Genomic DNA, 25,485 nt, shown 5'->3' with positions numbered 1-25,485 from the left:
AAACCGGCCTGCGGGCCGGTTTTTTTATGCGCGTTCAATCAATTTGAAGCAGATGACATACAGGGGCGGCAGCTGAGGGTAGATGCTGCGGATCACTGCTTTAAGCTCGTCCAGCGTCATGTTCTCCTGGCGGGCATGCTCGTCGTTGAGCTGATCGAAGGCGATGGGCGTAACGGACAGCACTTCGATCGTGCCGAACGGTTGCTGCTCGGGGTTGGTGAACAGCGCCAGCCGTTGGCCTGGCTGCCAGTTTGCTTCGCTTTCGTCACGGATGGTGATGGTTTTGCGCCCGGACTGGATATCGGCCACGAAGCGGCTGTAAAAGGTAAACACGGGATAAGACATGGGGCAGCGTTCCTTGGGTTACAGTTCGAGGTAGGCCTTGAGTGCGGCGGCGTCTTTGACCCGCAGCTGGCCATCGCGTTTTTCAATCAGCCCTTGCTCGACAAGATCGTTAACGGCGCGGCGATAGACCCGCTCTGTGGTTCCGAACCGCGCGGCCTCGTGGGCACACAGCCGCGACCCCAGCATGGGTGTGCGCTGATGCTCGCGCCACAGTTCAAAGGCAATGTTATAGGCGATGGGGTGTAGCAGGCGGCTGGTGGCAATATCGAGGGAATCCAGATAATCGCTGGCCAGCGCGCAGCTGAAAAACAGCAGCAGCTCGGGCTCTTGCTGCAGCTGCTGGCTAAGCAGGCTGGCATCAATCACATCAGCATCAAGCTCGCTGCGAGCCTCTACGCTCCACTGGATCGGTGTGCTGCCAAACAGCTCCATCTCGCCAAACAGCTGATGGTGGCACTCAACCTCACCGAGCTGAAAGACCCGGCCACTGGCCACGCCCGAATAAAGAGCAATCCGGCCAGTGGGAACCAGCAACAGCTCTTCGAGCGGATCGCCCTGGCGCATCATTCGCTCGCCGGGCAGAAAGCGCCGTCGATAGAGACTGCAGCGCTCCAGCAACCGGTCAAAACGCGGTTGCAGGAGCGTCAGTTGTGCGCCAAAGCGCTGGTTAGGGTAGGGCGTTCGCTGCATCTCAAGACTCTGGCAACGGGATCGGTCGTCAGGTTAGCAGGCTGTATGGACGCCGCCTAGTGTCAGCAGGTCAAGGCCCGCAGGGCGGCTGCAATCGCGTAGTGCTCGCCCGCCATCATCCGCCCCTCGGCGGCGGCATAATCGGCCACGCCCTCCTGCACTCCTTGCTGCCAGGCCACCACGTTACACAGCACGCTGGCAACCCGCACCTTACGGTAGCGGCCCACCACCATCAGCGCGCCGCTCTCCATGTCAGCAGCCAGAGTCCCCAGTTTGTGCCACTGCTCGCACACCGCCTGCTCATCATCGCGATAGAAGCCATCATGAGAGCGCACGAGTCCGTGATGGACCCGGTGCGGGCACTCAGCCAGCGCATCGAGCAGACGCTGCTGCAGCGCAAGGTCTGCGCAGGCCGGGTACTCAGCCGGCAGATAGGCCAGTGAGGCGCCGTCATGGCGCACAGCCCCCTCGACCACCACCAGATCGCCCAGTGCTATGTGTGGCTGCAAACTGCCGGCAGAGCCGACTCGCACCAGCTGCTTGGCGCCGCTTTGGGCCAGCTCTTCAAGCGCGATGATGGCGGAAGGGGCGCCGATCCCGGTGCTGCAGACGGTGATGGGCTGACCCTGATAGTGGCCGCCAAGCAGCCGAAACTCACGGTTATGACCTATCAGGGTCGGGTTATCCAGCAGTGTTCCGATACGGTCAACCCGGGCCGGGTCACCACACACGATCACCCGCTCGGCGATCTGCTCGGGCTGGCATTGCAGATGGGCTAGCAGGCTCATGCGCAGGCCTCCTCGGCAGGACGGCGGGTGGAAGCAATCCACATCCGGGTGCCGTTGGCGGCGATAAAGAGCAGGATCAGGTATTCCAGGGACATGGCGTAAACCCCCTGAGCGGCATAGACACCGACACTGATGATGTTGATGACCACCCACAGGATCCAGTTTTCCACATATTTGCGGGTCATCAGGATCTGGGCCACGACAGAGAGCACGGTGATGGCGGCATCCCAGAAGGGGAAGGCATCCGGCTGTGGAGAGGGTGGGGTGAGTCCGGCGCCAAACAGATTGAGCAAGCCCACCGAGGTGCGTGCCAGCGCGGCAAATACCGGATCAATAAAGAGGGCCAGCAAGGCGATGGCGATGACCGAGGCGATGCTGGTGGTCACCAGCTTGTTGCGCGGCAGCCAGCGGATGGCGAGGGCATCACCCTGCTCGTTAGCGGGGTGGGTCCAGGCATACCAGCCATAGACGTTGGCGCAAAAGAAGAACAGTTGCAGCAGAAGCAGCCCGTAGAGCTGGATCTGGAAGAAGATGATGGCAAACAGGGTGACGTTGATAAGACCAAACGGATAGTTGATGGTCTTCTCGAGGCTGGCAAACCAGATGCACAGCAGACCGAACAGGGTGCCGACGGCCTCAATCCAGGACATGGCGTAGCCGCCTTCGCCCAGCGGAATGGTGACCAGGGTATTGCTGATATCAAACCAGGACATGGGATGCTCCTTGCGACGTGAGGTAATGTCGGACCCATTGTAGGGAGGCGCGCAAGGAGAGGGGCATGACATTTGTCCGCCTATGGCGGAGCCGCAGCACAAGATTGTGAGGAGATAACTGATTCAAAAGGATGGTGCGGAAGGAGAGACTCGAACTCTCACGCCTAGGCGCCAGAACCTAAATCTGGTGCGTCTACCAATTTCGCCACTTCCGCAGGAAAGATGGTGGCTATGACGGGATTCGAACCTGTGACCCCCGCATTATGAGTGCGATGCTCTAACCAACTGAGCTACATAGCCATGTGCTAGCGGCAGGTGCCGAAAGCAGGATGAGTTGCTTGCCTTGGCAGACAAACAGAAATATGGCTGGGGTACTAGGATTCGAACCTAGGGATGGCGGGATCAAAACCCGCTGCCTTACCGCTTGGCGATACCCCAACAGCGACTGCGGCCGAAACCGAAGTGCTTGGAAAATGGCTGGGGTACTAGGATTCGAACCTAGGGATGGCGGGATCAAAACCCGCTGCCTTACCGCTTGGCGATACCCCAGCAGAAAATGGTGGCTATGACGGGATTCGAACCTGTGACCCCCGCATTATGAGTGCGATGCTCTAACCAACTGAGCTACATAGCCGGAAGATGGCTGGGGTACTAGGATTCGAACCTAGGGATGGCGGGATCAAAACCCGCTGCCTTACCGCTTGGCGATACCCCAACAGCAACCACGGTATACACCGAAGCGCTTTGAAAAATGGCTGGGGTACTAGGATTCGAACCTAGGAATGGCGGGATCAAAACCCGCTGCCTTACCGCTTGGCGATACCCCAGCAGAGATGGTGGCTATGACGGGATTCGAACCTGTGACCCCCGCATTATGAGTGCGATGCTCTAACCAACTGAGCTACATAGCCATCACTGCGACAGAACGAGATAGCTCGTCACTGTGCGGCGAGATTATGCGGATCACGCCTTGGGGCGTCAACCCTTTTTTCCCAGAAAAGCCGAAAAGCAGTGTGTTTGGCCAGTTCTTGTCCTGTGTTGCACAAAACCCCGACAATTCACACTTTTGCGAGTACTGAAGAGGGGCAGACAACAGATAGAAAAAGGGCCGGCAGTACCGGCCCCAGAGGGATTAGACGTTGAACAGGAAGTTCATCACGTCGCCATCTTTGACGATGTAATCCTTGCCTTCTGCGCGCATCTTGCCGGCTTCCTTGGCGCCTTGTTCACCCTTGTACTGGATGAAATCTTCAAAGGCGATGGTCTGGGCACGGATAAAGCCCTTTTCGAAGTCGGTGTGGATCTTGCCAGCTGCTTGCGGTGCGGTGGCGCCAACCGGGATGGTCCAAGCACGCACTTCCTTCACGCCAGCGGTGAAGTAGGTTTGCAGGTTGAGCAGGGTGTAACCGGAACGAATGACACGGTTCAGACCCGGCTCTTCGATACCGAGTTCGGCCATGAAATCGGCACGGTCGGCATCGTCCAGCTCAGCGATGTCAGATTCGATGGCGCAGCAAACCGGCACCACCACCGCGCCTTCGGCCGCAGCGATGTCACGAACGCGATCAAGGTAGGGGTTGTTTTCAAAACCGTCTTCGGCCACGTTGGCGATATACATGGTGGGCTTGAGGGTCAGGAAGTTGAAGTAGGCAATGGCCGCCAGCTCTTCCTTGGAGAGACCCAGACCACGGATCATCTTGCCCTCTTCCAGGCCAACCTTGACCTTCTCGAGCACTTCGACTTCAAACTTGGCATCCTTGTCACCACCCTTGGCGCGCTTGGCTTGGCGCAAAATGGCGCGCTCACAGGCTTCCAGGTCAGACAGGGCCAGTTCGGTGTTGATCACTTCGATGTCGTCGGCCGGGGATACCTTGCCGGCAACGTGGATGATGTTCTCATCTTCGAAGCAGCGCACTACGTGACCGATGGCGTCGGTTTCACGAATGTTGGCCAAGAACTGGTTACCCAGACCTTCACCCTTGGAGGCGCCTGCCACCAGGCCGGCGATATCGACGAACTCCATGGTAGTCGGCACGCAGCGCTGGGGTTTGACGATCTCGGCCAGTTGATCCATCCGCAGATCCGGTACCGGAACGACGCCGGTGTTCGGCTCGATGGTGCAGAACGGGAAGTTGGCGGCTTCGATACCGGCCTTGGTCAGCGCATTGAACAGGGTGGACTTGCCCACGTTGGGCAGACCCACGATACCGCATTTAAAACCCATGGTCGTTTACCTTACTTGATTGATTCGGTTAATCGGCTCAGCCGGCTTTGAAGCTGTGCAGCCGGTTCATGGCCTTGGTCATGTCCTGTTTGAACAGGATGTCGGTGGCGCGCAGGGATTCATCCAGCGCAGCATCGATCAGTTCCTGCTCTTTGGCGGGAGCCTTGGTCAGCACAAAGCCGGCCACCAGCTCCTTGCTGCCGGGATGGCCTATCCCCAGACGCAGCCGATAGAAATTGTTGTTATTGCCCAGCTTGGCAATGATGTCTTTCAGTCCATTATGGCCCCCGTGACCACCACCCTGCTTGAATTTGGCAATGCCGGGCGGCAGGTCAAGCTCATCATGGGCGACCAGGATCGCTTCTGGCTCAATCTGGTAGAAGCGTGCCAGTGCGGCCACCGCCTTGCCCGACAAATTCATAAACGTGTCTGGGACCAGCAGTCGTACGTCCTGTCCATCCACCTGCAAGCGAGCGGTCATGCCGAAGAACTTGGGCTCTTCACGCAGGCTGACATTGTGCCAGCGCGCCAACTGCTCGACGTACCAAGCGCCGGCATTGTGGCGCGTTTTGGCATATTCCGGGCCGGGATTACCGAGGCCCACAATCAGTTTGATCTGGCTGGTCACGCGTTCACTCTTTACTTTCACATTGGATTGCACGAAGGCATGCAGGGGAGTGCCCGAAGGCAAGAGGCGTATTCTAGCCGCGGGGCGGTGATCTCTCAACCAACCACCGCCCATGCGGCTGTGATCAGGGGTGACGCAGCAGGGTAACAGTCTCGTCTGGCAATGCAGTCAGCTGGCTACGTGCACTGCGCACATAGTCGGTGAAGGCGGCAGCGTCAGTGCCGCAGCCTACGCCGTCAGCCTTGCAGTCGAGCGCTTGGCCCTGATAGCTGGCGATGGCCTTGTCACCTTCCCGTTGCAGGGCGGTGACCGGGAACGCGGTCAGCGTGCCATTGACCAGTGCCAGATCAACCCGCTCGGCTCCCGGCTGCTGCTGGGCACGATAGACGGCATCCCACCCGTCGTTGCCGTTGGCGCAGTAGGCGTTCATGGCCACGCGATAGCGCACGTCATCTTCCAGTGCCTGCCACTGGCCATTGTGATTGAGCCACTCCAGCTGGGTCAGCTTGCCCGCTTTGCCGGCGTCGGTTTCCTGGAAGGTGTAGCGCAGGTGGCTGGCATAGGGGAATTTACCCGCATGGGAGCCTGAGGGCAGGGTGGCGGTGACGGTTTCGCTGATGAGGGCGCGCAGGTCAGAGCCCTTCAGGCTCAGTACCGACATCTGGTTTTTAAACGGCAGCAGGGTGAGGGCAGCGTCGCCTTCACGCCACTCGCCTGCGGCGATGCTGGCCCGCACACCGCCCACGGCGGTGATGGCGATATCCACCGGCTTGCCAATCACGGCTTGTACCGGGGCGCTGTTACTCCACCAGTATTGGGACTCGGCGACCAGAGGAGCTACGTCAGAGCCATGCTCGTCACTCTTGTCATCACCGGGACGACGCGGGTTGGCCAAGTCTGTCGGTACGCTGGCAATGACCTTGCCAAACGCCTTCTCCAGCGCCGGCTTGTAGTTGCTATCAATGACGCCGCGCAGACGGGCATCTTCGTCCACTCGCTCGATGTTGTGTTGCTGATCGATAAAGCTGGTGACCTTGTTGTGCTGATCGTCGCCCAGCGGGTGTTGATGAGCGGCATCGCTATAAAAATCGTTGCTGGCGAGCAAGGTATTGTTGCCATCGCATTCGGTCACGGCACCTTGGCCGTTAAAGGTCACCTTCACTTCACCCATGGCTTCGGCATAGGCGCCGGCCTGAACCACGCAGGTTTCTCCGACTCCGTCCGGATTGGTCACCATCTGGGCATACTGGGTGGCACTCTTGCCCATGCCGAGGTTGCTGAAGTCACCGAGCAGACTGTGGGAGTGGCCACCAACGATCACGTCGATGCCGTTTACCTTGGCGGCGAGGTCGAGGTCACGCTGATTGCCGATGTGGGTCAGCAGTACCACCTTGTTGACGCCGTGGGCCTTCAAGTTGTCGATGGTGGCCTGTGCGGTGGCCACTTCCTTGGCAAAGTGCAGTTTGCCGGTATTGGGTGCGATGTCTGGCATATCCTCCAGCACCAGACCTACCACGGCCACAATCTGTTTGCCGGCCGGCAGGTTCTCAAGGTTGGCGACCGGGGTTTTCTGATTACCATCAAAGGCAAACAGCACATAGGGCTTGAGATTGGTCGCCGCCTTCAAATCCGGATCCTGGCTGGTATCGACGTTGGCCGCCAGCACCGGGAAGTTCACCGCCTTGATAAAGCGGGCCAGTTTCTGGTTGGTCAGATCGAACTCGTGGTTACCGAGCGCCATGGCGTCAAGGCCAAATTGGCTCAGCAGGTCGGCATTGGCCATTCCTTCATTGAGCTTGAAATAACCACTGCCTTGCCAGGCATCCCCGCCGTGCAGGGTCAGCAGAGCCTGATTTTGGCGCTGGGCATCGGCTTGCATGGCCTTGGTCATGGTCAACAGCCGGGGGTATCCGCCAAAACGCGTGTAGAGCGTGTCTCCCTGCTTGTTCCCGTCGACATTCAGCGCCGGGTTACTGATGGTGGCGTTGACCGGATCGAACTGGGAATGGGTGTCATTCATGTGGGCAATATTGAGCACAAAGCTGTGCTCTTCTTTGCCCTGCTGGCAGGCAAACAGCAAGCTGCACAGGGTTGCGACAAGCAGGGGGCGGGATGGAAACATGGCGTACTTCCTCACGGCCTTAACAATTAACGGGGAAAAGGGAGGTCGATAATAACGCATCAGAAAAGCGAAAACCGCCCTCAGGCGGTTTTCGTTAGAATCTTTTTATCAATGCTCAAACATGGCAGAGATAGATTCTTCATTACTGATGCGGCGAATGGCTTCAGCCAGCATGGAGGCCAGGCTCAGTTGCTTAACCTTGCCGATAGCCTTCATCTCTTCGGTCAGCGGGATCGAGTCAGTGATAATTACTTCGTCAATCACGGAGTCCTTGATATTTTCCAGTGCATTACCGGAGAAGATCGGGTGAGTGGCATAGGCAAACACGCGCTTGGCTCCGCGCTCTTTCAGCGCTTCGGCAGCCTTGCACAGGGTACCGCCGGTATCGATCATGTCATCAACGATGATGCAGTCGCGATCCGCCACGTCGCCGATCAGGTGCATGACCTGGGAGACGTTGGCGCGCGGACGGCGCTTGTCGATGATGGCGATGTCGGTGTCATCCAGCAGCTTGGCGATAGCACGGGCACGAACCACGCCGCCGATGTCCGGAGAGACCACCACCGGTGACTCCAGGTTTTTGACCAGCATGTCTTCGAGCAGCACCGGGCTGCCAAACACGTTGTCCACCGGCACATCAAAGAATCCCTGGATCTGTTCAGCGTGCAGATCCACGGTCAGTACGCGGTCAACCCCGACACTGGAGAGGAAGTCAGCGACTACCTTGGCAGTGATGGGCACCCGGGCAGAACGCACGCGGCGGTCCTGACGGGCATAGCCGAAGTAGGGAATCACGGCGGTGATCCGGCCGGCAGAAGCACGACGCAGCGCATCCACCATCACGATCAACTCCATCAGGTTGTCGTTGGTCGGGGCACAGGTGGATTGAATGATGAAGATATCGCCACCGCGTACATTCTCGTTGATTTGTACGCTGATCTCGCCGTCGCTAAAGCGACCTACGGCAGCATTGCCGAGCTTGATAAAGAGGCGGTCTGCGATCTTCTGAGCCAGCTCCGGTGTAGCGTTACCGGCAAAGAGCTTCATGTCAGGCACGGTTTGAAACCTCAGGGTTGCATCCAGTAGTGGGGGTGGACTTGTGGTCCAATCATTCGGGGCAAACGATTCATCAAGCTGACGAACCAACAGCCTGGCCTGGGAAATGGACCGCTCACAGTTTAACCGATTGTGAGCCCCGCCGCGACGCCTTCACGAACCTGTTGCAAGGTGTTGGCCAGAGGTGATATGTTCACGCCCTTGGCGACAAACCCCGCCAACCCGTCCGGCAGTTTTGCCAACACTTCCCGAGCCAGGCTCTCGTCTTCGAATGCTGCGAAGACGCAGGCTCCAGTGCCCGTCATTCTTGACGGCGCGTATTCTAGCAACCAGCCGAGCGCATTGGCAACCTCGGGGTGGCGCTTTTTGACAAGCCCTTCGCAATCGTTTTTCCACTCTCCTGCCAACAAATCCTGCAATCCCATTTTGGGGGTATTTCTCGGCAGATCCGGATCCTTGAAAATGGCGGCGGTGGCTACATGGCAATCGGGTTTCACCACCAGATACCAGCGTTCGGGCAAGGTGACAGGCTGTAATTTTTCCCCCACGCCTTCGGCAAAGGCCGCTACACCCCGAACAAATACCGGCACGTCGGCACCCAGCGCGACACCCATTGCAGCCAGCGCTTCGGTATCGAGGCCCGCGTGCCAGAGCTCATTGAGTGCGACCAGTGTCGTCGCCGCGTCCGATGAGCCGCCACCAATTCCGCCCCCCATCGGCAGCCGCTTGGTCAGCGTGATCCGCGCGCCTTTGGGGCTTGGGAGCCTTGCCTGCAACATGCGGGCGGCGCGGATAATCAGATTCTCTTCATCCGGCACACCCGGCAGGGCCGGAGAGAGGGTCAGCTCTAACGATCCGTCCAGCACCTCAACGTGCAGGGTGTCGCCATGCTCGAGGAAGATGAACAGGGTTTGCAGCTCGTGGTAGCCGTCAGGACGGCGGCCATTGACGTGCAAAAACAGGTTCAGCTTGGCGGGTGCCGGCCAGGCAGTGGCACTCATTTCAGGCTCCACTCGTTGACTTGCAGCTTGATGCGGGTGCCCTCACCTTGCAGTGACAGCTGTTGCGGCAGGCGATAGCCATCCTGATCCTGATAACTCTGATAATCAATTTGCCAGTCGCCATCTTTCACGCTAGCCAGGCTCTGGTCTGGATTGAGGGTGAAATCGGCCGAGCCGGGTAGCCCTTTAATCCAGAGCGGCAGGCCGTCGATGGGGAGATCCCAGCCGGTCAGCTCATAAACCAGTTCACTGGCATTGTCGCTCTGATGCACCTTGCCTTCCCGATCCACCAAGGTGAGCTGGCCATGCTGGCGAGTCAGCTCGAGGATGTGGGTCCCAATCAGGCTGGTCAGATTGAGGCGGTAGTCATCCCCATCCTGCTGCCAGTTGAGGCGGGCGCTGCCCTTCTCCTTAGCGGTGATGATGGCCAGTTTGCCCGAGAGCTGCCAATGGTTCAGTTGCTCAAGACGAGTGCGCTCCTGAGTCCAGTTGACTTGTGAGCGCTGGGGTTGAGGTGTGGTAACACAGCCGGTGGCCAACAAGGCGGCAACCAGCAGAAGAAAACGAAAACGCACGCTAATCTGCTCCGGATGGGAATTTGCCACAGTATAAGTGGCAGCTCAGTTGCTTTTAAAGGGGCGCCCTTTCCCGTAGAATTGATGACCCTGATATTGTCCTGTTTCAAGGATTATCCGACTGTCCCATGAGTCTGCTTGCGCTAGGAATTAACCACAAGACGGCCAGTGTCTCCCTGCGTGAGCGGGTAGCATTCGGGCCTGACAGCATCAAGCAGGCGGTGCACGAGCTGGTGCAACAGCCTGGGGTCAACGAGGCGGTGATCGTCTCGACCTGTAACCGTACCGAACTCTATTGCAACCTCGAGTCGGGCCAGGGTGAGCAGGTATTGCAGTGGCTGCAGCAGTTCCATGCCCTCGAGGCAGGCGAGCTGGCCAATGCGATTTATACCCATCATGACGAAGAGGCGGTGCGGCACCTGATGCGCGTCTCTTGCGGGCTGGACTCCCTGGTGTTGGGAGAGCCGCAGATCCTCGGCCAGATCAAGCAGTCTTACAACACGTCGCAGCAGGAAGGCGGCCTCAAGGCGATTCTGGAGCGGTTGTTCCAGAAGGCGTTTTCGGTGGCCAAACGGGTGCGAACTGACACCGAAATCGGTGCCAGTGCGGTGTCGGTGGCATTTGCTGCCGTGACGCTGGCGCGCCAGATTTTCCCCGACTTGTCGCAAACCCGGGTACTGCTGGTGGGTGCCGGCGAGACCATCGAGCTGGTGGCCCGTCATCTGTATGAGCAGAACGTGACCCGGATGATGGTGGCAAATCGAACCCTGCAGCGTGCCCAAGGGTTGGCGCAGGCGTTTGGTGCCCAGGTGATGACGCTGGATGCGATTCCTGAGCACCTGCACGAAGCGGATATTGTGATCAGCTCGACGGCGAGCCCGCTGCCGATTATCGGCAAGGGGATGGTCGAGCGGGCGCTCAAGCAGCGTCGCCACCGGCCTATGTTCCTGGTGGACATCGCAGTGCCGCGTGATATCGAGGCCGAAGTTAACGAGCTCTCCGATGCATACCTCTACACGGTCGATGACCTGCAGGGGATCATCGAGCAAAACCTCGAAGCGCGCCGCCGCGCTGCCCAGCAGGCAGAGCGTATCGTGCTCGAGGAGCGCGACGAGTTCATGGGTTGGTTCCGCTCGCTGCATGCGGTTGACCTTATCCGGGATTACCGCCAGCAGGCGCAACGGCATGCCGATGACGAGCTGGTGCGTGCCTTGCAAGGGCTGCAACAGGGCGAATCGCCTGAGGCTGCCCTGCGTCAGCTGGCTCACCGGCTGACCAACAAACTGATTCATGCTCCGACCCAGGCGCTGCGCGATGCCGGCCAGCAAGGGGATCAGGAGCGCTTGGCCCTGCTGCGAAGTGCCCTCGGCCTGCAGCAGGAGTGACCTTGCGGCCATTCTTGGCCATATCTAATTTTTTCGAGAGAACCATGCATCCGTCAGTGATCCGCAAACTGGAGGGGCTCATCGAGCGCCACGAAGAAGTTCAGGCCCTGCTCGGCGAGCCCGATGTCATCAACGATCAGGATCGCTATCGCGGTCTGACCCGCGAATACTCCCAACTTGAGGAGATCGTGACCGGCGTGCGCCGCTACCGTCAGGCCGAAGAGGACCTCGAAACCACCAAGCTGATGCTGGAAGAGGATGATCCCGAACTGCGTCAGATGGCGCAAGAGGAGCTGCCAGAGGCGAAGGCCAATCTGGAAACGCTGGAGCAGGAGCTGCAGATCCTGCTGCTGCCCAAGGATCCCAAAGATGACAACAACTGCTATCTGGAAATCCGCGCCGGCGCCGGTGGCGATGAAGCCGCGATCTTTGCTGGCGACCTCTATCGCATGTATTCCCGTTATGCCGAGCGCCAAGGCTGGCGTATCAGCATCGTCAGCTGCAACGATGGCGAGCACGGCGGCTACAAAGAGGTGATTGCCAAGGTCGATGGCGAGCATGTGTACGGTCGCCTCAAGTTTGAATCCGGCGGCCACCGGGTGCAACGAGTCCCCGAAACCGAGTCGCAAGGGCGGATCCATACCTCGGCCTGCACCGTGGCGGTGTTGCCCGAAGTGCCGGAAGCCGAGCAGATCGAGATCAATCCGGCGGATTTGAAGGTTGACACTTTCCGTGCCTCCGGGGCTGGCGGCCAGCACATCAACAAGACCGATTCGGCCATCCGGATTACCCACCTCCCGTCCGGGTTGGTGGTGGAGTGCCAGGACGAGCGCTCCCAGCACAAGAACCGCGCCAAGGCGATGGCGGTGCTCTCTGCCCGTCTGCAGGCCGCCGAGGATGAACGCCACCGCGCCGCCGAGCAGAGCACCCGTCGCAATCTGGTCGGCTCGGGGGATCGCTCTGAGCGCATTCGCACCTACAACTACCCGCAAGGACGTTTGTCGGAGCACCGCATCAACCTGACCCTCTACCGCCTGACCGAGATTCTGGAAGGGGATCTCGACTGCGTGATCGTGCCGCTGGTACAGGAGTATCAGGCCGATCAGCTGGCCGCGCTGGCGGAAAACAACTGATGCAGATTGGGCAGGCGCGCGCCTGGTTGCTGGCCGAGCTGGCGGGTGGCGAATCGCCCCGTGCCGATGCCGATGTGCTGCTGTGCCATCTGCTTGGTTGCGACCGCGGCTATCTGATGACCTGGCCCGAGCGCGAGCTGACCCCTTTGCAGCATCAGACGCTGGTGCAGTGGCTGGCGCGCCGCCAAGCCGGTGAGCCAGTGGCTCATATCATTGGCGTGCGCGAGTTCTGGTCTTTGCCGCTGAATGTCACCCCCGCGACTTTGATTCCGCGTCCGGACACCGAAGTGCTGGTCGAACAAGCGCTGGCGCGTCTGCCGGCAACGGCGGCCCGGGTGCTGGATTTGGGCACCGGCACCGGTGCCATTGCGCTGGCTATCAAGTCGGAGCGGCCACACGACGAGGTGTGGGCGGTTGATGCGTCGGCAGATGCCGTCGCTCTGGCACGGCAAAACAGCGCACAGTTGCAGCTGCCGCTTACCCTGCGTCACGGCTCCTGGTTTGCGCCGCTGGGTGATGCCGGCCCCTTTGATTTGATTGTCTCCAACCCCCCCTATATAGATGCGAGCGACCCCCATTTGGGCCAGGGAGATGTACGCTTTGAGCCGCTCAGCGCGCTGGTCGCCGCTGACGAAGGGCTGGCCGATTTGCGCCATATCATTGATGTGGCTCGTCTTCATCTTGCTGAAAACGGCTGGTTACTGCTGGAACACGGCTGGCAGCAGGGCGATGCTGTGCGCCAGCTGTTGGCTGATGCAGGCTATCAGGCGGTGGAGACGGTGCGCGACTACGGCGACAATGATCGGGTCACGCTGGGGCGCTGGTCTGCCCGACGTTGAGGGCGCGATTGCCGCTAGTATCACTACTGCCAATGTCAACCTCAGATACCCATTTTGCGAGGCAGCCGTGAATAACGCTGTCTGTAACTGGCTGACCATTCACCTCGAATATATCCTTTTGAGGCTCATCTGTTTCCCCGCTTACTGCTGCCCGCAACCAGAGGTGCAGTCCCGTCGAGTAAGGAGGCAATGGAGGCTAAGGCCGCCTGATAGGCGGTATCAATAACAGCTGTAGCATGCAGCTGAGGCAATGATGAAAATAGTGCACATAGACGAATGGACCGATTTCGACACCGAGGCGATTGCCGATCTGGCATTGTCGGTGGCCGATGAGGTTTATGGTAATGACAGCGCCTTGTTTGGGCAGGCTCGCCTGACCGAGCTGAGCCACCGGCTGGAGAAGACGCTGCAGGCCAACGATGCCAGCGAAGGGCGCCGGCAACTGCTCGGTTTGCTCTATCGCGAGCTCGGGTTCAGTGGTGACTGGCAGGACTATTTCGCCCCCGGCCACTGTAATCTCGATGCCGTGTTGCAAAACCGGCGCGGCATTCCGGTTAGCTTAGGCATTGTGTTGATGCAACTGGGGCGTGATTTGGGCCTGCAGGTGCATGGCATCTGCTTTCCCGGCCATTTTCTGGTCTGCTTTATCGAGGCCGGTCAACCCGTCTATGTGGATCCTTTCAATGGAGAAGAGCTGTCACTGCATCAAGTAGAGTTGCTGCTACGCGGCGCACTCGGTAATCTTGCCACCCTCAGCAGCCATTATCTGAAACCTTCCAGCCATTGGGAGATCATTGAGCGATTGCTTAATGTCTGTAAGGCTGCGTTGCTGCGCGAGAATCGTATGACCGAAGCACTGCGCTGCAGCGAGCTGCTGCTGCGCATGAAACCGGGTGATCCGCTCGAAACCCGCGATCGCGGTTTTATTTACGAGCAGCTCGAATGCCCGCAATTTGCGGCAGACGATTTTGAATACTTTATTGAACAGTGTCCGGACGATCCGGTGGCCGACATGCTGCGCCTGCAGCTGCAGACCCTCGACCTTCGTCCCAGAATCCTCCATTAAGGAACCGTGATGGAACAGAAAACCGTCAAGATCAATGGGCTTGAAGTGGCCAACGACAAGCCGTTCGTGCTGTTTGGCGGCATGAACGTGCTGGAGTCGCGCGATATGGCGATGGCCGTGTGCGAACGTTATGTAGAAGTGACCACCAAGCTGGGTATTCCGTTCGTGTTCAAGGCCAGCTGGGACAAGGCCAACCGCTCTTCCATCCACTCCTATCGGGGGCCGGGTCTGGAAGAGGGGATGAAGATTTTCCAGGAGCTCAAAGCGACCTTCGGTATGCCGGTGATCTCTGATCTGCACGAGCCGTGGCAAGCCAAACCGGTGGCCGAGGTGGTGGACGTGATCCAGTTGCCGGCTTTCCTGGCGCGCCAGACCGATCTGGTGGAGGCGATGGCCCGCACCGGTAACGTCATTAACATCAAGAAGCCGCAGTTCCTGAGCCCCAGCCAGATGAAGAACATCACCGAGAAGTTCGAAGAGTGCGGCAACGAGCGCCTCATTCTGTGCGAACGCGGTGTGAACTTCGGCTACGACAATCTGGTGGTCGACATGCTGGGCTTTGGTGTGATGCAGCGCAGTACTGGCGGCTATCCGGTGATTTTCGACGTGACCCACTCCCTGCAGTGCCGCGATCCGCTGGGTGCCGCCTCCGGTGGTCGCCGTGATCAGGTGACCGAACTGGCCCGTGCAGGTATGGCTATCGGTCTGGCGGGGCTGTTTATCGAGTCTCACCCCGATCCCAAGGCGGCCCGTTGTGATGGCCCGAGCGCCCTGCCGCTGGAGAAGTTGGAAGGGTTCTTGCGTCAGATGAAAGCGGTCGATGATCTGGTTAAGAACTTCGAGCCGCTCGATACCGCTTCCTGATCTGCCGATTCTGATCGTCATAGCATCAATGCCCCGCACTGCGGGGCATTTGCATTTTTATATCTCTTCGGAGGTGTTTTTCTTGGCAGATAAAAATAATCAAAGACCAAACATGTGGTGGTTGCCGTGGTGTTAATGTTGTTAAATCTGTTGCGTGATTGATGTCGCTAAAATGTCTTTTTTTAACATGTAAAAGTAGCGCCTGTTGTGATGAGTGAACGGCATGATTCGGGCAGAGCAGGTATATCGCCGCGAATGCTGCATCCGTATTTCTTGCCATGACACAACACATTCTATTAATGACAGGACGTTAAGCATCATGAGCAAGAAAATAGTCAGCAGCCTCTACTTTCAGGTGTTGTTAGCCATTACATGCGGGGTCATCCTCGGGCACATATATCCGGATCTTGGCACCGACATGAAACCGCTCGGCGATGGGTTCGTGAAACTGATCAAGATGGTCATCGCACCGGTCATCTTCTGTACCGTGGTCACCGGCATTGCCGGCATGGAAAACATGAAGGCCATCGGCCGCACCGGCGCCATTGCGCTGCTCTATTTTGAAGTTGTCAGCACCATCGCCCTCATCATCGGGCTGTGTGTGGTTAACCTGTTGCAGCCGGGCTCGGGCATGCATGTCGATGCTGCGACGCTCGATACCAGCGGGATTGCCGCTTATACGGCGCAGGCAAAACAGCAAGGCATTGTGGCGTTCCTGCTGGATGTGATCCCAGCCAGCGTGATCGGCGCCTTTGCCAGCGGAAACATTCTGCAGGTGTTGCTGTTTGCCGTACTGTTTGGCTTCTCACTGCATCATGCTGGTGAAAAGGGCCAGCTGGTGTTCAACGTGATTGAGAGCTTCTCCCAAGCCATCTTCGGCATTATCAACATGATCATGCGTCTGGCTCCTATTGGCGCCTTCGGTGCCATGGCCTTTACCATCGGCAAATACGGCGTTGGCTCGCTGGTGCAACTGGGCCAGCTGATCATTTGTTTCTACATCACCTGCCTGTTGTTTGTGTTTCTGGTGCTGGGTTCGATTGCGCGTGCCTGTGGTTTTAGCATCGTGCGCTTTATCCGCTACATCCGTGAAGAGTTGCTGATCGTGCTGGGTACCTCTTCTTCCGAATCGGTGCTGCCGCGCATGCTGACCAAGATGGAGCAACTGGGCTGCAAGAAATCGGTGGTGGGTCTGGTGATCCCGACCGGCTACTCGTTCAACTTGGATGGCACCTCTATCTACCTGACCATGGCGGCCATATTCATTGCCCAAGCCACCGATACGCCGCTGGATCTGTTCCATCAGATCACCCTGCTGCTGGTGCTGCTCATCTCCTCCAAGGGGGCCGCCGGTGTCACCGGCAGTGGTTTCATCGTGCTGGCGGCGACCATTTCGGCGGTGGGTCACCTGCCTGTGGCCGGTCTGGCGCTGATCTTGGGGATTGACCGTTTCATGTCAGAAGCGCGCGCCCTGACCAACTTAGTGGGTAACGGCGTCGCCACCGTGGTCGTGGCCCGTTGGTGTGGTCAGCTCGATAGCCAGCAGTTGCATGCCGAGCTGAATGCCTCCGGTAACGCGTCTGCGGCAGGCTCACTTGAGCGTCAAGGCAGCGATGCCTGATTGAACCGTGCCGGCCCTTGCGCCGGCACTTTCCTCTCCAGCCGCCGGCTCTGGCGGCTATCCGGTTGTTCTGTCGCCACTTTCCCCCGCAGTTTGCCGCTACGCTTGCTTTTGTCTTTCCCGCGAATATGGGAAACTAGGCCGCTTGAAGGAGACACATGGCATGCGGCTATTTACCCTGATTCTGCTGGCCCTGCTCGGCGGGCTGCAATATCACCTCTGGCTTGGCAAAAATGGATTGCAGGACTACTACAAAATGTCCGACACCGTGGCGCGCCAACAGCAGGACAATCAGGCGCTCAAAGAGCGTAATGGCCTGATTTACCGTGAAATTGCCGATCTGACCAGCGGCCTCGAAGCAATTGAGGAGCTCTCGCGCAACGATCTGGGCTACATCCGTCAGGGCGAAACCTTCTATCGCATCATTCCCAAACACGACGACAAGAAGAGCGAGGAGCTGGCCGATGACTGAGTCAGTTCAGCTGGCTGTGGTCGTGCCTGCGGCGGGTGTGGGTAGCCGAATGGGCGCCGACGTGCCCAAACAGTACCTGGCACTGGCCGGTCAGACCATCATCGAACATACCCTGTCACGACTTCTGTCGCATCCGGCTATCAGCCGGGTGATTGTGGCGCTGGCGCCGGATGACAACTGGTTTTCCCGTTTACCGCTGGCCTGCGATCCCCGTATCGAGCGGGTGGTAGGTGGCGCCGAGCGCGCCAGTTCGGTCCTCAATGCCCTGCAGGTCGTGACCGAATCCTGGGTGCTGGTTCACGATGCCGCCCGTCCCTGTATTACCCATGCAGATCTGGATCGGTTGCTGGCTCAGCGCAGTCATCTGGATGGCGCCATTCTCGGCAGCCGGGTGCGTGACACCATGAAGCGCAGCGATGCCGAGGGTGCCATCATCGCAACCGTGGATCGTGACCAGTTGTGGCATGCCCTGACTCCGCAGATGTTCCCGACGGTGCGGCTACGCAATGCACTGCAGCGTGGTCTTGAGCAGGGCGCCCTGATTACCGACGAGGCGTCGGCCATCGAGCTGGACGGCGGCTATCCGCGCATGGTGGAAGGGCGAGCGGATAACATCAAGGTCACCCGTCCCGAAGACCTGGCTCTGGCCGCACTCTATCTGCGTCAGCAAGACGCGCACTGAATTTTCTATCTGGCGGGGTCAGCCCCGCGTCTTGGAGGTGTTAGCGTGATCCGGATTGGACATGGTTTTGACGTGCACAAGTTCGGTGGCGAAGGCCCCTGCATGCTGGGCGGCGTGGCCGTTCCCTACGTGCAGGGTCTGGTCGCCCACTCCGACGGTGACGTGGTTCTGCACGCCGTCAGCGATGCCCTGCTCGGCGCGATTGCTGCCGGTGACATCGGTCGCCACTTCCCCGATACCAGTGCCGAATTCAAGGGTATCGACAGCCGGATCCTGCTGCGCGACGTGTTCGCCCGGGTCAAGGCGGCCGGTTATCGTATCGGCAATCTGGATGTCACCATCATCGCCCAGGCCCCCAAGATGGCTCCGCATATCGACGCCATGTGCGCCGTGCTGGCGAGCGACTTGGAGTGCGAACTGAACCGGGTCAACGTCAAGGCGACCACGACCGAACAACTCGGCTTTACCGGCCGCAAAGAGGGCATCGCCACCGAAGCTGTGGTGCTGCTGGTGAAACAATAATGCTGGAACAACTTACCTATCTGCATGGTCAACCGGCCGCCCGTGGCGTACTCAAGGCTGAGCCCGCTGATTTTATTGTGCTCGAAGATCTGGGTTTTGAGCCGTGTGGCGAAGGGGAACACATCTTCGTGCGGGTGCGCAAAACCGGTGAAAACACGGCGTGGGTAGCAGGACTGCTGGCCGATGCGGCAGGCGTTGAGCGTCACGCCGTCACCTGGGCGGGTTTAAAGGATCGCCATGCCGTGACCGAGCAGTGGTTCGGCATTCATCTGCCGGGCAAGGCCGAGCCGGATCTGCGGGTCATCGAGAGTGACAGCATTCAGATCCTCGAGATCAAACGCCACAACCGCAAGCTGCGTACCGGTTATCTCAAAGGTAATCACTTCACCCTGCGCCTGACTGCGCTAGAGCAGACCGATGGCTTGGACGCGCGCCTGCAGGCCGTTGCTGCCGCCGGTGTGCCTAACTACTTTGGCGAGCAGCGTTTTGGTCGCGGCGGTAATAACCTCGAGGCCGCCAAGGCCATGTTTGCCGGTAAGCGGATCAAGGATCGTAACAAGCGCTCGCTCTACCTCTCTGCGGCACGCAGCATGCTGTTCAATACCGTGGTGACGGCCCGCATCGAGCAGGGTTTGGCTCACACGCTGCTCGCCGGTGACTGCCTGATGCTCAAGGGGTCGCACTCCATTTTCAGCGAGGCTGAGGCTACGCCTGAGCTGGCAGCGCGTCTTGCCAGTGGTGACGTGCAGCTGACCGCTCCGCTGTGGGGTCGTGGCCGACTGGCTAGCCAAGGCGATGCCGCTGTATTTGAAGAAACAGCACTCGAGGCGCTGGCCGAGTGGCGTGACGGGCTGGAAAAAGCCGGTCTGGAGCAGGAGCGTCGTCCTCTGCTGCTGCGCCCCGAAGCGATGAGCTGGTCGCTCACGGCTGAGGCGCTCACGCTCTCTTTCTTCCTGCCGGCCGGTGCATTTGCCACCAGCGTGGTGCGTGAACTGCTCGATGCCCGCGAAGCTGACCATCAAGCCCCGGAGAGCCGCGATGCGCATTCTGGTGAGTAATGACGATGGCGTGCATGCCCGCGGGATCAGGGTGCTGAGCCAGGCACTCAGTGAGTGCGGCGATGTGACGGTGGTGGCGCCGGATCGCAACCGCAGTGGTGCGAGCCACTCGCTGACACTGGAAGTGCCGCTGCGGGTCAGTCGTATTGAAGAGACCGGTTTTTATGCGGTGAAGGGCACACCCACCGATAGCGTGCATCTGGCGGTGACCGAGCTGCTCAAACCGGAGCCGGACATGGTGGTGGCCGGTATCAATCACGGCGCTAACCTGGGCGATGATGTGATCTATTCCGGTACCGTGGCCGCGGCGACCGAGGGGCGTCATCTTGGTTTCCCTTCACTGGCGATTTCGCTGGTGGGCGAGACCCATTTCGAGACGGCCGCCCATTTTGCTGCCAAGCTGGTCAGGGCGTTGATACGCCATCCATTGCCGTCGGATCAGATCCTCAATGTGAATGTACCGGATCTACCGATTGACCAGATCCGTGGCATGAAGGTGACTCGACTGGGCAACCGGCACCGTGCCGAAGCGGCGATCCGTGAGCAAGATCCCCGTGGCCAGAATATTTACTGGATTGGCCCCCCCGGTCCGCGTCAGGATGCAGGCGAGGGGACTGATTTTGCTGCGATTGAGCAGGGGTATGTCTCAATCACTCCGCTCACCATCGATATCACGGCATATCGCAGCATGAGCAACCTGGAGGCCTGGTTGGCACAACAAGGATGAAGGTGTGATTGAGCAGCGCCTTTTGAATCAGTTGATTGCGAAGGGGATTTCGGATTATCGCGTGTTGGCTGCGATAGCCGAGATCCCCCGCGAGCTTTTTGTGGATGAAGCCATGGCCCATCAGGCGTGGGATAACACCGCGCTGCCTATTGGTCATGGTCAAACCATCTCCCAGCCCTATATGGTCGCCCGTATGACCGAGCTGGTGATGGAGAACAGCCCAGGTCGGGTGCTCGAGATTGGTACCGGCTCTGGTTACCAGACCGCGATATTGGCGCGCCTCGTTCAACATGTGTACACAGTTGAGAGAATAAAATCACTTCAATATCAGGCGCGTAGGCGATTGCGTAACCTGGATTTGCACAACATCTCGACCAAGCACGGCAATGGTTGGGAGGGATGGCCGTCGAAAGGTCCGTTTGATGCGATTCTGGTTACGGCGGCTGCCAGCGAGATCCCTGAGGCCCTGACCGCTCAGTTGGCCGACGGTGGACGTCTGGTGATCCCGGTCGGGGAGAACCAGCAGGCCCTGATGCTCATCGAGCGGGCCGGTTCCCAACTGCTTTCACGGGCGCTGGAGCCCGTTCGCTTCGTCCCTCTTGTCAACGGAGAGCTGGAGTGAAACTTTTTTCGCGCCTCTATCAGGGCGTGATGCAGTGGTCGCGCCACCGTCATGCCTCTTACTATCTGTCTGGTACTGCATTTATTGAATCCATTTTCTGGCCCATCCCGGTCGATGTGATGTTGGCGCCCATGGCGCTCGGCAAACCCGACAAGGCGTGGCGCTATGCCATGCTGGCAACCCTGTTTTCGGTGCTGGGGGCTCTGTTTGGCTATGCACTGGGCTATGCACTGTGGGATCCTGTGGTGCAACCCTTGGTGGAGGCGGTGGGCTATCAGGATAAAATCGGCGTTGCTGAACAGTGGTTCCAGCAGTGGGGGATCGGTGTGATCTTCATTGCCAGTTTTACCCCCATCCCTTACAAGGTATTTACCGTCACCGCCGGCCTGATGCACATGGCATTGCTGCCGTTTCTGCTGACCTCACTGGTGGGTCGGGGGCTGCGTTTCTTCCTGGTGGCAGGGCTGATGCGCTGGGGTGGTGAAAAGATGGAGCGCAAGCTGATGCACTATATCGATGTGCTTGGCTGGCTCTGTATTGTATTGGCCGTCGTGGCCTATTTCTGGTTGAGGAAGTAAGGAAAGATTATGAGTCTGTACCTGTGGCAAAAGAGCGGGGTGCTGCTGTTGTCCGGTCTGCTGTTTGCCTGCGTCAATAGCCAGGCACCTGCACCCGTCGATAGCGTCGGTGGCGATGGATCACCCAGCATGGGTGGGCGCTTTGCCGGTGCCAAACGTTCCATGACCGGCAACAGCTACACGGTACAGAAGGGGGACACCCTCTACTCCATCGCCTTTAACGCCGGAACCAACGTGTCAGCATTGGCTGGCCTTAACAACATTTCTCCTCCCTATAACATTTTCCCCGGTCAGACGCTGCGCCTGCACGTGTTTGAATCGCAGGCACCGGGCTACCAGCGCAAGGCAGCTGGTTCGGCGGTGGTGATGTCTACACCCGCTGTCAAACCTGCTGGTCAGACCAATCAGTGGGTCGAAAAGAAAACGATTGCTCCTCCGGTCGCAAAAGAATACCCTGCAGTTAAAGAACAACAAAATAATAACACTCCGGCAACGACAGGTTCGCCAGATTGGCGATGGCCTACCGAAGGGAAGGTGGTGGAAGGGTTCTCTACGGCCGAACAAGGCAATAAGGGGATCGATATCGCCGGATCTAAGGGGCAACCTGTGTATGCAGCAAGTGACGGCAAGGTTGTTTATGCCGGTAGCGCGCTCAGAGGGTATGGCAAGCTGATTATTCTCAAACATGACGAAGATTACCTCTCTGCCTATGCCCACAATGACCAATTGCGGGTACAGGAGGGTCAGACAGTCAAGAAAGGGACAGTCATTGCCGATATGGGAAGCACGGACGCGCCGGATGTGAGGTTGCACTTCGAGATCCGGTATAAAGGCAAGTCGGTCAACCCGATGAGCTATCTGCCCACGCGTTAACCCAGAGCAGATGTTGACTCTGGTTCTGGTCAGGGAGGAATACCATGAGCCAAGAAGAAAAGCTGGACCTGCAGGAAGCCGAGTTCGAGTTTGATGAGGAGATGGAGCAAGTTGAAGACGAGGAGGAGACCCTCGCCGAGGCCGCTGACGAGATCGCTGCCGAAGCTGAAGAGGTGTTTACTCCCGAGCTCAACAAGGTCATGGATGCGACCCAGCTCTATCTTGGCGAGATAGGATTCTCGCCACTCCTCACCGCCGAGGAAGAGGTCTATTTTGCCCGCCGCGCCTTGCGTGGGGACAAGGCCGCTCGCAAGCGCATGATCGAATCGAATCTGCGCCTCGTCGTCAAAATTGCCCGCCGCTATAACAACCGTGGTCTCGCTCTGCTCGATTTGATCGAAGAGGGGAATCTCGGCCTGATCCGTGCCGTTGAAAAATTCGACCCTGAACGGGGCTTCCGTTTCTCAACATATGCCACTTGGTGGATCCGCCAAACCATTGAGCGGGCCATCATGAACCAGACTCGCACCATTCGTCTGCCGATCCATGTGGTCAAGGAGCTCAACGTCTATCTGCGTACCGCCCGTGAGCTGGCACATCGCCTGGATCACGAACCGACTGCAGAAGATATTGCACTGGCCCTTGACAAGCCGGTCGAAGACGTCAACCGCATGCTCAAGCTCAATGAGAAGATCACCTCGGTTGATACTCCTATCGGTGGTGACAAGGAAAAAGCGCTGCTGGATGTCTTGTCTGACGAGCGTGGTGTGGGCCCCGAGCTGGAGACCCAGGAAGATGACATGCGCAGCAGCATCGTCCACTGGCTCGGTGAGCTTAATCCCAAACAGCGTGAAGTATTGGCTCGTCGCTTTGGTTTGCTCGGTTATGAAGCGGCCACCTTGGAAGATGTCGGCCACGAAATTGGTCTGACTCGTGAGCGGGTTCGTCAAATCCAGGTTGAGGCGCTGCGCAGATTGCGCGAGATCCTGATGTCACAAGGATTGAGTATCGAGGCGCTGTTCCGTACGCCGTGATAACTATGCAAACAAGATGAAATATCACAGGGGCCGAAAGGCCCCTGTGCGTTAGAAAATGACCACTTGTTGTACCTGCCGTGATGGTTATGTGATTGTTTCCGCAGATCTTGATGAAAACCGCGTCACTCAAGGGCTGGAAAGGGATAAAGGCTTTGCCTGAGTGCTGCTTTTTGCATAGAGTGAGGCAGTGCTAATTGCCAGTTGATAAAGGAAAACTTATGAACAAAGCGCAACTCGTCGATGCAATCGCCGCCAAAGCGGATCTGAGCAAGGCCCAAGCTAAGGCTGCCTTGGAAGAGATGTTGGCTGCTGTTACCCAGAGCCTGAAAGAAGGCGATGCCGTTCAGCTGGTTGGTTTTGGCACCTTCAAGGTAAGCCATCGCGCCGGTCGTACCGGTCGCAACCCGCAGACTGGTGCCGAAATCCAGATCGCAGCAGCCAATGTTCCGGCTTTTGTTGCTGGCAAGGCGCTCAAGGATGCCGTGCAGTAAGGCATTAAAAAACCCGACTTGAGTCGGGTTTCTGATTAACCCGGCACAGTGCCGGGTTTTTTATTTCTTCTTCTTTTTGGCCTTGGCGCCCTTCTTGTCGTCCTTGGCTTTCTTCTTCTTGGTCGGCACGCGCGCTTCTTTGTGCTTGGGGCGCAGCTCGTCGATTACCCGGCGCTTGAGGCGCTCCTCGGTATAACGCTCGATTTTGCCAACCACGGCCATATCGTGCGCCTCAACCAGACTGATGGCGCAGCCGCGGTTACCCGCCCGACCGGTACGACCGATCCGGTGCACATACACATCAGCGCTGTAAGGCATGTCGTAGTTGATGACGTGGCTGACGTTGGGCAGATCGATACCACGCGCCGCAACATCGGTGGCAATCAGGAAGGGCACATCCCCTTCACGGAACTTGCGAATTGCTTCGACCCGTTTCTCCTGCTCCATCTCACCGCGGATCCACGAGCAGACGATGCCAGCAGTTTGTAGCTGGCCAGAGAGTTCGCTCAGACGCTCGCGGGTTTTGACGAAGATAATGGCCTTGCTGATCTCTTCCTGCTTGAGCAAGTGGGTCAGTAGCGCCAACTTGTGCTCTGCGCTGTCAGCCAAGTGGAGCCATTGGGTTATCTTGCGCCGTTCGCTGCGTGGCGGCTCGGCGTGCAACTCGACCGGGTCTTTGAGAATTTCGTTGGCAAAACGAGTCAGTCCAGCGCCTTCCAGTGTGGCGGAGAACAGCAGAGTATGTTGGCGATAACGCGCTTCGTTGGTAATGCGGGTGACATCGTCGATAAACCCCATATCGAGCATGCGGTCGGCTTCATCCAGCACCAACACTTCAATGTCGTCACTTTCAAACTCGCCGTTATCGATGTATTCCAGCAGGCGCCCTGGGGTGGCGACCACGATATCGGTGGTACGAGTCAGGGCCGGGCGCTGCTCTTCATGGTTGACACCCCCGATGATGGTCTCAACAGAGAGCGGAGTATGAACTGCCAGCGCCTTGGCGTGCGCTGTCACCTGCATGGCCAGCTCACGGGTTGGGGTCAGCACCAGCACTCGGCAGGGGCCAGGTTTGCGACGGGGAAAATCGAGCAGGTGTTGAATGGCTGGTAGCAGAAAGGCGGCCGTCTTCCCGGTGCCGGTTGGGGCAGAAGCCAGAATATCGCGCCCATCCAGAGCGGGCTCCAGCACCATTTGCTGAATAGTGGTGGGGCGGGAGAAGCCCATCTCGGCCAAGGCCTGATTGAGGGAGGGATGCAGGTCGAAGTCGTCGAAGGACATACTCATGGCGATACTCGGTAACAGGGAAACACCGTATTATAGGGGATCATGGCCGTGACTCCTATGGCGATGCGGTGACAATCGCTATAATC

The 25,485-nt window shown here is 58.5% G+C and carries 28 protein-coding genes and 8 tRNA genes; 16 read left to right on the top strand and 20 right to left on the bottom strand.

Translation table 11 applies throughout. From position 1 onward, the window contains the following. Nucleotides 1-24: 24 nt before the first annotated feature. The 18 genes from yqfB to lolB all read right to left on the bottom strand — a co-directional run bounded on the left by yqfB (nucleotide 25) and on the right by lolB (nucleotide 10,142). A complete protein-coding gene (gene yqfB / locus BW958_RS16960) occupies nucleotides 25-345 on the bottom strand; it encodes a N(4)-acetylcytidine aminohydrolase (protein ID WP_076577071.1) in 321 nt (106 codons plus the stop codon). Nucleotides 346-363: 18 nt separating this feature from the next. After that, nucleotides 364-1,035, bottom strand: coding sequence for a Crp/Fnr family transcriptional regulator (locus tag BW958_RS16955; protein WP_076577069.1), 672 nt, complete (start codon nucleotides 1,033-1,035; stop codon nucleotides 364-366). 62 nt (nucleotides 1,036-1,097) lie between these two features. Next, nucleotides 1,098-1,823, bottom strand: coding sequence for a nucleoside phosphorylase (locus tag BW958_RS16950; protein ID WP_076577068.1), 726 nt, complete (start codon nucleotides 1,821-1,823; stop codon nucleotides 1,098-1,100). Next, nucleotides 1,820-2,536 (bottom strand): nicotinamide riboside transporter PnuC, encoded by a 717-nt coding sequence (gene pnuC / locus BW958_RS16945; RefSeq protein ID WP_076577066.1) that lies wholly within the window; start codon nucleotides 2,534-2,536, stop codon nucleotides 1,820-1,822. The genes BW958_RS16950 and pnuC overlap by 4 nt, the downstream gene beginning before the upstream one ends. A gap of 132 nt (nucleotides 2,537-2,668) precedes the next feature. Then, nucleotides 2,669-2,751: transfer RNA gene (locus BW958_RS16940), tRNA-Leu, on the bottom strand. 8 nt (nucleotides 2,752-2,759) lie between these two features. Then, nucleotides 2,760-2,836, bottom strand: a tRNA-Met gene (locus BW958_RS16935). Between the two features lie 63 nt (nucleotides 2,837-2,899). Beyond that, nucleotides 2,900-2,974: transfer RNA gene (locus BW958_RS16930), tRNA-Gln, on the bottom strand. Nucleotides 2,975-3,010: 36 nt separating this feature from the next. Next, a tRNA-Gln gene (locus BW958_RS16925) sits at nucleotides 3,011-3,085 on the bottom strand. Nucleotides 3,086-3,093: 8 nt separating this feature from the next. After that, nucleotides 3,094-3,170 (bottom strand) — tRNA-Met (locus BW958_RS16920). A gap of 6 nt (nucleotides 3,171-3,176) precedes the next feature. After that, a tRNA-Gln gene (locus tag BW958_RS16915) sits at nucleotides 3,177-3,251 on the bottom strand. A 37-nt stretch (nucleotides 3,252-3,288) separates the two neighbouring features. Continuing rightward, nucleotides 3,289-3,363: transfer RNA gene (locus BW958_RS16910), tRNA-Gln, on the bottom strand. Nucleotides 3,364-3,370: 7 nt separating this feature from the next. Then, nucleotides 3,371-3,447, bottom strand: a tRNA-Met gene (locus tag BW958_RS16905). A 221-nt stretch (nucleotides 3,448-3,668) separates the two neighbouring features. Beyond that, nucleotides 3,669-4,760 (bottom strand): redox-regulated ATPase YchF, encoded by a 1,092-nt coding sequence (gene ychF / locus BW958_RS16900; protein ID WP_076577064.1) that lies wholly within the window; start codon nucleotides 4,758-4,760, stop codon nucleotides 3,669-3,671. A 37-nt stretch (nucleotides 4,761-4,797) separates the two neighbouring features. Beyond that, complete coding sequence (gene pth / locus BW958_RS16895) at nucleotides 4,798-5,388, bottom strand: aminoacyl-tRNA hydrolase (RefSeq protein WP_076577062.1); 591 nt, start codon at nucleotides 5,386-5,388, stop codon at nucleotides 4,798-4,800. Nucleotides 5,389-5,512: 124 nt separating this feature from the next. Further along, on the bottom strand, nucleotides 5,513-7,510 hold the full coding sequence (locus tag BW958_RS16890; protein WP_076577060.1) for a bifunctional metallophosphatase/5'-nucleotidase: 1,998 nt from the start codon (nucleotides 7,508-7,510) through the stop codon (nucleotides 5,513-5,515). Nucleotides 7,511-7,618: 108 nt separating this feature from the next. After that, on the bottom strand, nucleotides 7,619-8,566 hold the full coding sequence (locus tag BW958_RS16885) for a ribose-phosphate pyrophosphokinase (protein WP_143233130.1): 948 nt from the start codon (nucleotides 8,564-8,566) through the stop codon (nucleotides 7,619-7,621). A 122-nt stretch (nucleotides 8,567-8,688) separates the two neighbouring features. Further along, nucleotides 8,689-9,567 (bottom strand): 4-(cytidine 5'-diphospho)-2-C-methyl-D-erythritol kinase, encoded by an 879-nt coding sequence (gene ispE / locus BW958_RS16880; protein ID WP_076577056.1) that lies wholly within the window; start codon nucleotides 9,565-9,567, stop codon nucleotides 8,689-8,691. Next, a complete protein-coding gene (gene lolB / locus BW958_RS16875; protein WP_076577054.1) occupies nucleotides 9,564-10,142 on the bottom strand; it encodes a lipoprotein insertase outer membrane protein LolB in 579 nt (192 codons plus the stop codon). Before lolB ends, ispE begins: the two co-directional genes overlap by 4 nt. Nucleotides 10,143-10,270: 128 nt before the next feature. Between lolB and hemA the strand changes: the two genes are divergently transcribed. From hemA to kdsA, 5 genes are all read left to right on the top strand, one after another. Further along, the gene (gene hemA / locus BW958_RS16870) at nucleotides 10,271-11,527 is read left to right on the top strand and encodes a glutamyl-tRNA reductase (protein WP_076577052.1); all 1,257 of its coding nucleotides are present in this window, start codon (nucleotides 10,271-10,273) and stop codon (nucleotides 11,525-11,527) included. Nucleotides 11,528-11,571: 44 nt separating this feature from the next. Next, nucleotides 11,572-12,660: a peptide chain release factor 1 gene (gene prfA / locus BW958_RS16865; RefSeq protein WP_076577050.1), complete on the top strand. Its 1,089-nt coding sequence runs from the start codon at nucleotides 11,572-11,574 to the stop codon at nucleotides 12,658-12,660. Then, a complete protein-coding gene (prmC, locus tag BW958_RS16860; RefSeq protein ID WP_076577048.1) occupies nucleotides 12,660-13,499 on the top strand; it encodes a peptide chain release factor N(5)-glutamine methyltransferase in 840 nt (279 codons plus the stop codon). Before prfA ends, prmC begins: the two co-directional genes overlap by 1 nt. Nucleotides 13,500-13,758: 259 nt before the next feature. Beyond that, entirely contained in the window at nucleotides 13,759-14,565 is an 807-nt protein-coding gene (locus BW958_RS16855; RefSeq protein ID WP_076577150.1) for a SirB1 family protein, read from the top strand. 9 nt (nucleotides 14,566-14,574) lie between these two features. Further along, a complete protein-coding gene (kdsA, locus tag BW958_RS16850) occupies nucleotides 14,575-15,429 on the top strand; it encodes a 3-deoxy-8-phosphooctulonate synthase (RefSeq protein ID WP_076577046.1) in 855 nt (284 codons plus the stop codon). Between the two features lie 25 nt (nucleotides 15,430-15,454). Here kdsA and BW958_RS20415 read toward each other — a convergent pair whose 3' ends face one another. Beyond that, a complete protein-coding gene (locus BW958_RS20415) occupies nucleotides 15,455-15,709 on the bottom strand; it encodes a hypothetical protein (RefSeq protein WP_143233129.1) in 255 nt (84 codons plus the stop codon). Between the two features lie 39 nt (nucleotides 15,710-15,748). On the opposite strand from BW958_RS20415, the gene BW958_RS16845 reads away from it, so the two are divergent. The 11 genes from BW958_RS16845 to hupA all read left to right on the top strand — a co-directional run bounded on the left by BW958_RS16845 (nucleotide 15,749) and on the right by hupA (nucleotide 24,112). Continuing rightward, nucleotides 15,749-17,050, top strand: a complete 1,302-nt coding sequence (locus tag BW958_RS16845; protein ID WP_076577044.1) for a dicarboxylate/amino acid:cation symporter — start codon at nucleotides 15,749-15,751, stop codon at nucleotides 17,048-17,050. A gap of 163 nt (nucleotides 17,051-17,213) precedes the next feature. Beyond that, nucleotides 17,214-17,522: a cell division protein FtsB gene (gene ftsB, locus BW958_RS16840; RefSeq protein WP_076577042.1), complete on the top strand. Its 309-nt coding sequence runs from the start codon at nucleotides 17,214-17,216 to the stop codon at nucleotides 17,520-17,522. Then, the gene (ispD, locus tag BW958_RS16835) at nucleotides 17,515-18,204 is read left to right on the top strand and encodes a 2-C-methyl-D-erythritol 4-phosphate cytidylyltransferase (RefSeq protein ID WP_076577041.1); all 690 of its coding nucleotides are present in this window, start codon (nucleotides 17,515-17,517) and stop codon (nucleotides 18,202-18,204) included. The genes ftsB and ispD overlap by 8 nt, the downstream gene beginning before the upstream one ends. A 45-nt stretch (nucleotides 18,205-18,249) precedes the next feature. Beyond that, nucleotides 18,250-18,726, top strand: a complete 477-nt coding sequence (gene ispF, locus BW958_RS16830) for a 2-C-methyl-D-erythritol 2,4-cyclodiphosphate synthase (RefSeq protein ID WP_076577039.1) — start codon at nucleotides 18,250-18,252, stop codon at nucleotides 18,724-18,726. Continuing rightward, nucleotides 18,726-19,784, top strand: coding sequence for a tRNA pseudouridine(13) synthase TruD (gene truD / locus BW958_RS16825; RefSeq protein WP_076577038.1), 1,059 nt, complete (start codon nucleotides 18,726-18,728; stop codon nucleotides 19,782-19,784). The genes ispF and truD overlap by 1 nt, the downstream gene beginning before the upstream one ends. Further along, nucleotides 19,765-20,511 (top strand): 5'/3'-nucleotidase SurE, encoded by a 747-nt coding sequence (surE, locus tag BW958_RS16820; RefSeq protein ID WP_076577036.1) that lies wholly within the window; start codon nucleotides 19,765-19,767, stop codon nucleotides 20,509-20,511. Before truD ends, surE begins: the two co-directional genes overlap by 20 nt. Nucleotides 20,512-20,515: 4 nt before the next feature. Further along, on the top strand, nucleotides 20,516-21,133 hold the full coding sequence (locus tag BW958_RS16815; RefSeq protein ID WP_076577034.1) for a protein-L-isoaspartate(D-aspartate) O-methyltransferase: 618 nt from the start codon (nucleotides 20,516-20,518) through the stop codon (nucleotides 21,131-21,133). Beyond that, nucleotides 21,130-21,711, top strand: a complete 582-nt coding sequence (locus BW958_RS16810; RefSeq protein ID WP_076577033.1) for a YqaA family protein — start codon at nucleotides 21,130-21,132, stop codon at nucleotides 21,709-21,711. Before BW958_RS16815 ends, BW958_RS16810 begins: the two co-directional genes overlap by 4 nt. Before the next feature lie 9 nt (nucleotides 21,712-21,720). Next, nucleotides 21,721-22,584, top strand: coding sequence for a peptidoglycan DD-metalloendopeptidase family protein (locus BW958_RS16805; protein WP_076577031.1), 864 nt, complete (start codon nucleotides 21,721-21,723; stop codon nucleotides 22,582-22,584). Nucleotides 22,585-22,628: 44 nt separating this feature from the next. Continuing rightward, entirely contained in the window at nucleotides 22,629-23,618 is a 990-nt protein-coding gene (gene rpoS, locus BW958_RS16800) for an RNA polymerase sigma factor RpoS (RefSeq protein WP_076577030.1), read from the top strand. A gap of 221 nt (nucleotides 23,619-23,839) precedes the next feature. Beyond that, nucleotides 23,840-24,112 (top strand): nucleoid-associated protein HU-alpha, encoded by a 273-nt coding sequence (gene hupA / locus BW958_RS16795; protein ID WP_076577028.1) that lies wholly within the window; start codon nucleotides 23,840-23,842, stop codon nucleotides 24,110-24,112. A gap of 60 nt (nucleotides 24,113-24,172) precedes the next feature. On the opposite strand, the gene srmB is transcribed toward hupA, so the two are convergent. Further along, nucleotides 24,173-25,399 (bottom strand): ATP-dependent RNA helicase SrmB, encoded by a 1,227-nt coding sequence (gene srmB, locus BW958_RS16790; protein WP_076577027.1) that lies wholly within the window; start codon nucleotides 25,397-25,399, stop codon nucleotides 24,173-24,175. Nucleotides 25,400-25,485 lie beyond the last annotated feature (86 nt).

It is taken from the genome of Aeromonas sp. RU39B (genome assembly GCF_900156095.1).
GTDB lineage: Bacteria > Pseudomonadota > Gammaproteobacteria > Enterobacterales > Aeromonadaceae > Aeromonas.
The sequence above is the reverse complement of the archived record's forward strand: the minus strand, read 5'-3'. Positions and strand labels throughout refer to the sequence as shown.

Coding starts and splice junctions, on each gene's coding strand:
- BW958_RS16845 (WP_076577044.1), top strand. CDS start 15,749: ATGAGCAAGAAAATAGTCAGCAGCCTCTACTTTCAGGTGTTGTTAGCC.
- ftsB (WP_076577042.1), top strand. CDS start 17,214: ATGCGGCTATTTACCCTGATTCTGCTGGCCCTGCTCGGCGGGCTGCAA.
- hupA (WP_076577028.1), top strand. CDS start 23,840: ATGAACAAAGCGCAACTCGTCGATGCAATCGCCGCCAAAGCGGATCTG.
- yqfB (WP_076577071.1), bottom strand. CDS start 345: ATGTCTTATCCCGTGTTTACCTTTTACAGCCGCTTCGTGGCCGATATC.
- prfA (WP_076577050.1), top strand. CDS start 11,572: ATGCATCCGTCAGTGATCCGCAAACTGGAGGGGCTCATCGAGCGCCAC.
- srmB (WP_076577027.1), bottom strand. CDS start 25,399: ATGAGTATGTCCTTCGACGACTTCGACCTGCATCCCTCCCTCAATCAG.
- ychF (WP_076577064.1), bottom strand. CDS start 4,760: ATGGGTTTTAAATGCGGTATCGTGGGTCTGCCCAACGTGGGCAAGTCC.
- pnuC (WP_076577066.1), bottom strand. CDS start 2,536: ATGTCCTGGTTTGATATCAGCAATACCCTGGTCACCATTCCGCTGGGC.
- ispE (WP_076577056.1), bottom strand. CDS start 9,567: ATGAGTGCCACTGCCTGGCCGGCACCCGCCAAGCTGAACCTGTTTTTG.
- BW958_RS16950 (WP_076577068.1), bottom strand. CDS start 1,823: ATGAGCCTGCTAGCCCATCTGCAATGCCAGCCCGAGCAGATCGCCGAG.
- prmC (WP_076577048.1), top strand. CDS start 12,660: ATGCAGATTGGGCAGGCGCGCGCCTGGTTGCTGGCCGAGCTGGCGGGT.
- kdsA (WP_076577046.1), top strand. CDS start 14,575: ATGGAACAGAAAACCGTCAAGATCAATGGGCTTGAAGTGGCCAACGAC.
- rpoS (WP_076577030.1), top strand. CDS start 22,629: ATGAGCCAAGAAGAAAAGCTGGACCTGCAGGAAGCCGAGTTCGAGTTT.
- surE (WP_076577036.1), top strand. CDS start 19,765: ATGCGCATTCTGGTGAGTAATGACGATGGCGTGCATGCCCGCGGGATC.
- truD (WP_076577038.1), top strand. CDS start 18,726: ATGCTGGAACAACTTACCTATCTGCATGGTCAACCGGCCGCCCGTGGC.
- BW958_RS20415 (WP_143233129.1), bottom strand. CDS start 15,709: ATGGCAAGAAATACGGATGCAGCATTCGCGGCGATATACCTGCTCTGC.
- ispD (WP_076577041.1), top strand. CDS start 17,515: ATGACTGAGTCAGTTCAGCTGGCTGTGGTCGTGCCTGCGGCGGGTGTG.
- BW958_RS16955 (WP_076577069.1), bottom strand. CDS start 1,035: ATGCAGCGAACGCCCTACCCTAACCAGCGCTTTGGCGCACAACTGACG.
- hemA (WP_076577052.1), top strand. CDS start 10,271: ATGAGTCTGCTTGCGCTAGGAATTAACCACAAGACGGCCAGTGTCTCC.
- BW958_RS16890 (WP_076577060.1), bottom strand. CDS start 7,510: ATGTTTCCATCCCGCCCCCTGCTTGTCGCAACCCTGTGCAGCTTGCTG.
- BW958_RS16805 (WP_076577031.1), top strand. CDS start 21,721: ATGAGTCTGTACCTGTGGCAAAAGAGCGGGGTGCTGCTGTTGTCCGGT.